The following is a 5,592-nucleotide window of genomic DNA, read 5'->3' as shown; positions in this document are numbered from 1 at the left end:
CCGGACCTGGCCGCCGCAGCGGGCGGCCAGGTCCCGGGCCAGATCGAGCCTGCTGCGGCCTGGCGGGGCCATCAGCTCGATCTCGAACCCCGTACGCCGGTGCAGCCGTGCGGTCACGGACGGATCGGCAGGGTCTCGCCGGCCAGCAGCTTCTTGCCGCCCGCGACCTTCGCCGCGTACGGGTCCTTCAGCTTCCACAGCTTGGCGAGCTTCACCGCGTCGTTGTAGTCGTAGTCGGCGGCGAAGTAGGCGTCGAGCTGGGCCGTCTCCTGTGCATCCTGCACGTGCTCCTTGGGCGGCTTCACCGGGAGCGTCTGGCCGGCCAGCAGCCGCTTGCCGGCCTCCGCCTTGACGGCGTGGATGTCGCCCTTCGGCATCTTCCACAGCTTGGCGAGCTTCACCGCCTCGTCGTAGCCGTAACCGGCGCCGAAGTAGGCGTCGATCCGGGCCCGGTCCGGGTCGGGCTTCACCGGGAGCGTCTCGCCCGCCAGCAGCCGCTTGCCGGCCTCCGCCTTGACGGTGCCCAGGTCGTTCTGCGACTTCTTCCAGATCTTCGCGAGCTTCACCGCCTCGTCGTAGCCGTAACCGGCGCCGAAGTAGGCGTCGAACTCGTCCTGGTTCGGGTCGATCTGCACCCGCGCCGACGGCGCCACGGAGACGACCGGGCTCGCGGGGGCAGCCGGGCCGCCCGCCTGCACGGCGGCGTTGTCGTTCGGGCCCGCGGGCAGCACCGCGGAAATGTTCATCACGCCGGCGATCAGGCCGGCGCCGAGCACCACCCCGCCGGCGGCCTGCACGCCACGCCGGCGCCACTGGTACCCGCGGGCCAGCTGCTGGACCCGGGCGTACACCTCGGCCGGATCCGGGCCCTCGTTCTCATGGGTTTCGAAGGCCCTGCGGAGCTGGTCTCCGTGTTCCGTCACGACATCTCCTCGGCATGAATCCTGGTCTGCTGCTCCGACGTGAGCCGGAGATTCTTGAGTGCCCTCGAGGCGTGGCTGCGCACCGTCGCCGGCGAACAGCCGATCAGATCGGCGATCGCGTCGTCCTCGAGCTGCTCGTAGTAGCGCAGCACGAGCACCGCCCGCTGCTTGCGCCCGAGCGTGGAGAGCCGGTTCCAGAGCTCGTCGGCCTCGACGACGTCGTGGGCGTGGTCGCGCACCCCGCCCCGGGCGTCGTCCATGTCGACGAGCCGTTCACCGACGGCGTGGACGTTGCGGGCCGCCCAGCTACGCCGCCAGGAGAGGTACTCGTTCAGCACCATCCTGCGCACGTAGGCCTCGGGAGAGTCCGCCGCGTCGATCCGCCGCCATTTGACCTGTGCTCTTGCCAGCACCTCCTGGACGACGTCCTGTGCCAGGTCGCGGTCGCCGGTGAGGACGACCGCGTAGCGCAGGAGACTGGGAAGCCGGGCCACCGCGAATTGCTCGAAGGTCACATCCACTAGAACGCATCCCCGCCGCTGGTTGTGCACTCATGATCCAAAGTTTTCTGCCGGCATCACACGGTCCTACCCGGGCCCCTCCGCCCCCCGCATCGCCTCCGGCAGATCGAGGCTGCCCACCAGGTCGGTCATCCACCGTTCGGGCGCCACCGCGTCGCGGCCGATGACGTTCATCGCGCCGAGCACGGTCAGCAGCATGCCCTCGGCGAAGAAGTCGCGGGCCTCCTGCGGGTCGGCGCCGGTCAGCTCGCGCACGGTCTCGTAGAGCCGCCCGAAGCAGGCCCGGACCACCGGGCCGATGGCCGGGTCGGCGCCGGCCGCGAAGCCGTGCAGCATCACGGTGATCAGCTCGCGCTCGGCGAGCAGGTCGTCGTAGGCCGCGCCGAGGGTGGCGAGGTCCGCCTGGACCTCGGCGGCCGCCCGGAAGCGCTGCTCGATGCGGTGGGACGCGTGCTCGACGGTCGCGATGAACAGCTGCTGCTTGGTGCCGAAGAGCCTGATCACGTACGGCTGGGAGACGCCGGCCAGGCGCGCCACCTGATCGGTGGTCGTGCCGGCGTAGCCGCCGGTGGTGAAGGCCGTCAGGGCCGCGCCGATCAGCTGATCGTGGCGTTCCTCGGCGGTCAGGCGGGTCCTGGTCACGGTGGCTCCTTCGGATTCGGCGTTGACAGGTTATCAGCCGATAACTACGTTGGGCCTAGTTATCAGTGAATAACAACTAGGAGCCCCGATGAGCACGCTCGCGCCCGATCGACCCGCCGAGACGGCGGAGGTTCGCGGTCCCCGCCCCCTCGCCGCGGTGCTCGCCGCCGTCGGCATCCCGATGTTCATGGTCACGCTGGACAACCTCGTGGTGACGACGGCCCTGCCGGTGATCCGCACCGACCTGGGCGCCTCCCTGGCCGACCTGCAGTGGTTCGTGAACGCGTACACGCTGCCCTTCGCCGCCTTCCTGCTCACCGCCGCCGCGCTCGGCGACCGGCTCGGCCGGCGCCGGGTGTTCCTGGCCGGCATCACCCTGTTCACGCTCGCGTCGGCGGCCGCCGCGCTGAGCACCGAGCCGTGGATGCTGACTGCGGCCCGGGCGGTGCAGGGCCTGGCCGGCGCGGCCGTGGCGCCGCTGTCGCTGACCCTGCTGGCCCAGGCCGTCCCGGACCGGCTGCGCAACGCGTCGGTGGGCATCCTGGGCGGCATCAGCGGCCTCGGCGTCGCGGTCGGCCCGGTCGTCGGCGGCGCGGTGGTCGAGGGGCTGCACTGGTCGTGGATCTTCTGGCTGAACGTCCCCGTCGGCGTGGTCGCCGTGATCCTGGCAGCGGTGGTGCTGCGCGAGTCGCGCGGCGGTGCGGTCCGGCTCGACCCGCTCGGCCTGCTGCTCTCCGCGAGCGGCATGCTGCTGCTCGTCTGGGGCGTGGTGGACGGCCCGGACCACGGCTGGTCGTCGGCCCGGGTGCTCGGCATGCTGATCGGCGGCGCCACCCTGCTGGCGGCGTTCATCGGCTGGCAGCACCGCAACCCCGCACCGATGCTGCCGCTGTCGCTGTTCCGCTCGCGCGGCTTCGGGCTGGTCAGCATCGTGACGCTGACCTTCTCCGCCGGCACCTTCGGCTCGGTCTTCCTGCTCGCCCAGTTCTTCCAGGTGGTGCAGGGGCTGAGCCCGCTGGACGCGGGCGTGCGCACGCTGCCGTGGACGATGGCCCCGATGGTCGTCGCGCCGCTGGCCGGCATCTTCGCGGACCGCCTCGGCATGCGGAACCTGATCGTCGCGGGCCAGGTGCTGCTGACGGCCGGCGTGCTGTGGATCGCCCTCGCCACCACGGCCGACGTCGGCTACGGCCGGCTCGTCGTCGCGTTCGTCCTGGCCGGCGTCGGCATGGGCCTGACCTTCGCGCCGATCAGCACGATGGCCCTGGCCAGCGTCACGGCCTCGGAGCGCGGCGTGGCCTCGGGGGTCAACAACACCATCCGCGAGCTCGGCGTGGCCGTCGGGGTCGCGGTCCTGGCCTCCGTCTTCAGCTCGTACGGCGACTACACCACCCGCCAGTCGTTCGTGGACGGCCTGGTTCCGGCGGTCGTGGTCGGCGCCTGCGTCATCGCGGCCGGCGCCTGCGTGGCCGTCTGGCTACCCCGCACCACCCCGTCTTCTTTCGCGGACAAGTCGTGAATGTTTCATAGTTTGGTTCAACTATTGCGTGAATGTGTCGGGCGCTGCCACGATGACCGTCGATCCGTCATCCCCACTCCCCCGAGTTCGGATCAGAGGAGCGTCGCCGTGCCCGTCTCCCGCCGTACCCTTCTGTCCGCGGCCGCCGCCGGCACCGCCGCGGCCTCGATCCCCGCCGTGCTCGCCGGACCGGCCGCCGCGGCCTCCCCGCCCGGCGACGTCGTCGGCAAGATCAGCGTCGGCTACCAGGGCTGGTTCGCCTGCCCCGGCGACGGCGCCCCGATCGGCGGCTGGTGGCACTGGAGCCGCGACCGGTTCCAGCCGCCGTCGCCCGCCAACACCACGATCGTGTCCTGGCCGGACCTGACCGAGCTCGCACACGGCTACCCGACCGCGTACCCGAACCTCGGCAACGGGCAGCCCGCGCGGCTCTTCTCCTCCTACGACCAGCAGACCGTCGACACCCACCTGCGGTGGATGCGCGAGCACGGCATCGACACGGCGGCCCTGCAGCGCTTCAATCCGTTCGGCGACGAGGGACCGACCCGCGACGCCATGGCGGTCAAGGTCCGTGCCGCGGCCGAGGCCACCGGCCGCAAGTTCTACATCATGTACGACGTCACGGGCTGGACGAACATGCAGTCCGAGCTCAAGACGGACTGGGACACCAGGATGTCCGCGCACACGGCCTCCCCCGCGTACGCGAGGCAGAACGGCCGGCCGGTCGTGTGCATCTGGGGCTTCGGCTTCGACGACCCGGGCCGCCCCTTCGCGCCCGGACCGTGCCTCGAGGTGATCGCCTGGTTCAAGGCGCGCGGCTGCTACGTGATCGGCGGCGTGCCGACCTGGTGGCGGCAGGGCATCAACGACTCCCGGCCCGGATTCGGCGACGTCTACCACGCCTTCGACATGATCTCGCCGTGGATGGTGGGCCGCGCCGCGAGCCCGGCGGACCTGGACTCCTACTACGCGAACGTCAACGTCGGCGACTATGCGGACTGCCAGGCGCACGGCATCGACTACCAGCCGTGCGTGCTGCCCGGCGACCTGTCGTCCGGGCACCGCCGGCACGGCGACTACTACTGGCGCAGCCTCTACAACATGATCCGGCTCGGCTCCCAGGGCCTCTACGTGTCCATGTTCGACGAGTTCAACGAGGGCAACCAGATCGCCAAGACCGCGCCGACGGCCGCGCTCGTGCCGGCCGGCAGCGGCATCCGGGCGCTGGACGAGGACGGCACCGTCTGCTCCGCCGACTACTACCTGCGCATCACCGCCGACGGCGGCCGGATGCTCAAGGGCCAGCTGGCGCTCACCGCCACCCGGCCGACCCCGCCGATCGTGAACGGCGACCCCGGCCCCGGCCCGGATCCCGCCCGCGACCTGGCCGCGGGCCGCCCGACGGCCGAGAGCAGCCACACCCAGGTGTACGGCTCGGGCAACGCCGTCGACGGCAACCCCGGGTCGTACTGGGAGAGCGCCAACCGCGCGTTCCCGCAGTGGCTGCAGGTCGATCTCGGCGCGGCCACCACGGTCGCGCGAGTGGTGCTCAGACTGCCGCCGGGCTGGGAGGCGCGCACCCAGACGATGCAGATCCAGGGCAGCACGGACGGCGGCGCGTTCACGACCCTCGCCGGCGCCGCCGGTCGCACCTTCGACCCGGCGACCGGCAACCAGGCCACGGTGACCTTCGCCGCGACGGCGACCCGCTACCTGCGGGTGACGGTCACGGCGAACACCGGCTGGCCGGCCGGCCAGGCCTCCTCCCTCGAGGTGTACCCGGGGTGACGACTCGGCCTCTGCGGCTTCCATCCCCAGCCACAGGGGCCTCGGGATGGCGGGCCGGTGTCCTCCGGCGCCGGCCCGCCGCCACCCAGCACAGAGCGGGACGGTGTCCTCCGGCGCCGGCCCGCCGCTCGGATCGGGCGGGAGCACCACGACATCGATCGGGAGCCGGGCGGGGGGGGGCGCGGGGGCGGGGGCCCGG

Annotated in this window: 5 protein-coding genes; 2 read left to right on the top strand and 3 right to left on the bottom strand. The window is 71.9% G+C overall.

Annotated features, from left to right (window positions below; translation table 11 throughout):
* Positions 1–113 precede the first annotated feature (113 nt).
* From AB0F10_RS43865 to AB0F10_RS43855, 3 genes are all read right to left on the bottom strand, one after another.
* The gene (locus AB0F10_RS43865; protein WP_360640138.1) at positions 114–923 is read right to left on the bottom strand and encodes a hypothetical protein; all 810 of its coding nucleotides are present in this window, start codon (positions 921–923) and stop codon (positions 114–116) included.
* Positions 920–1,438 carry a SigE family RNA polymerase sigma factor gene (locus tag AB0F10_RS43860; RefSeq protein ID WP_360640135.1) on the bottom strand — a complete coding sequence of 173 codons (519 nt, stop codon included), beginning with the start codon at positions 1,436–1,438 and terminating at the stop codon, positions 920–922. The genes AB0F10_RS43865 and AB0F10_RS43860 overlap by 4 nt, the downstream gene beginning before the upstream one ends.
* A gap of 72 nt (positions 1,439–1,510) precedes the next feature.
* Positions 1,511–2,086, bottom strand: a complete 576-nt coding sequence (locus AB0F10_RS43855; RefSeq protein WP_360640132.1) for a TetR/AcrR family transcriptional regulator — start codon at positions 2,084–2,086, stop codon at positions 1,511–1,513.
* A gap of 88 nt (positions 2,087–2,174) precedes the next feature.
* Between AB0F10_RS43855 and AB0F10_RS43850 the strand changes: the two genes are divergently transcribed.
* Both AB0F10_RS43850 and AB0F10_RS43845 read left to right on the top strand, forming a co-directional pair.
* The gene (locus tag AB0F10_RS43850) at positions 2,175–3,605 is read left to right on the top strand and encodes a DHA2 family efflux MFS transporter permease subunit (RefSeq protein ID WP_360640129.1); all 1,431 of its coding nucleotides are present in this window, start codon (positions 2,175–2,177) and stop codon (positions 3,603–3,605) included.
* Positions 3,606–3,713: 108 nt separating this feature from the next.
* Entirely contained in the window at positions 3,714–5,393 is a 1,680-nt protein-coding gene (locus AB0F10_RS43845) for a discoidin domain-containing protein (protein ID WP_360640126.1), read from the top strand.
* The last annotated feature ends 199 nt before the right edge of the window (positions 5,394–5,592 follow it).

It is taken from the genome of Actinoplanes sp. NPDC026623, from assembly GCF_040638275.1.
Taxonomy (GTDB): Bacteria; Actinomycetota; Actinomycetes; order Mycobacteriales; family Micromonosporaceae; genus Actinoplanes.
Note: the sequence above shows the minus strand (reverse complement) of the source record. Positions and strands in the feature narration are given on the sequence as shown.